The 441-nt window shown below is 76.0% G+C and carries 1 protein-coding gene; it reads right to left on the reverse strand.

The features are described from left to right. Nucleotides 1–441: amidase family protein (locus MWC30_RS21985; RefSeq protein WP_244086328.1), on the reverse strand; the 441-nt coding region annotated here is incomplete at both ends.

The following is a 441-nucleotide window of genomic DNA, read 5'->3' on the forward strand; positions in this document are numbered from 1 at the left end:
GGTCCGGTGAGAACGGCGATTCCGTGACCACCCCGATTCTCAGCCGGGCCAGACCGGACTCCAGGGCCTCACGCACGCGGCGCATCGCGGCGCCTTCGGCCAGCACGACGCCGGCTGCTCCCCGCCCGCTGCGGCGTCCTGCCGCTGGGCGCGCCTCCTGTGCGCGGAAGGAGTGGCCGGCCATGACGTCGAAGAGCAGGGCGGCATCCTCGGCCGTGTCGGCGATCGGTCCGGAGACCGGAAGGTTGGTCGCTGACGGGGAGTGGTCGTCGTCGGGCATCCTGCCGCGGCCGGGCTTCAGGCCGATGAGCCCGCAGGCAGCCGCGGGGATCCGGACCGAGCCGCCGCCGTCGGTTCCCGGGGCGAAGGGCAGCATCCCGGCCGCCACGGCCGCGGCCCCGCCGCCGGTGGAGCCGCCGGAGGTCCGGGACGGGTCCAGTG

The organism is Desulforhabdus sp. TSK, from assembly GCF_022836495.1.
Classification (GTDB): Bacteria; Desulfobacterota; Syntrophobacteria; order Syntrophobacterales; family Syntrophobacteraceae; genus Desulforhabdus.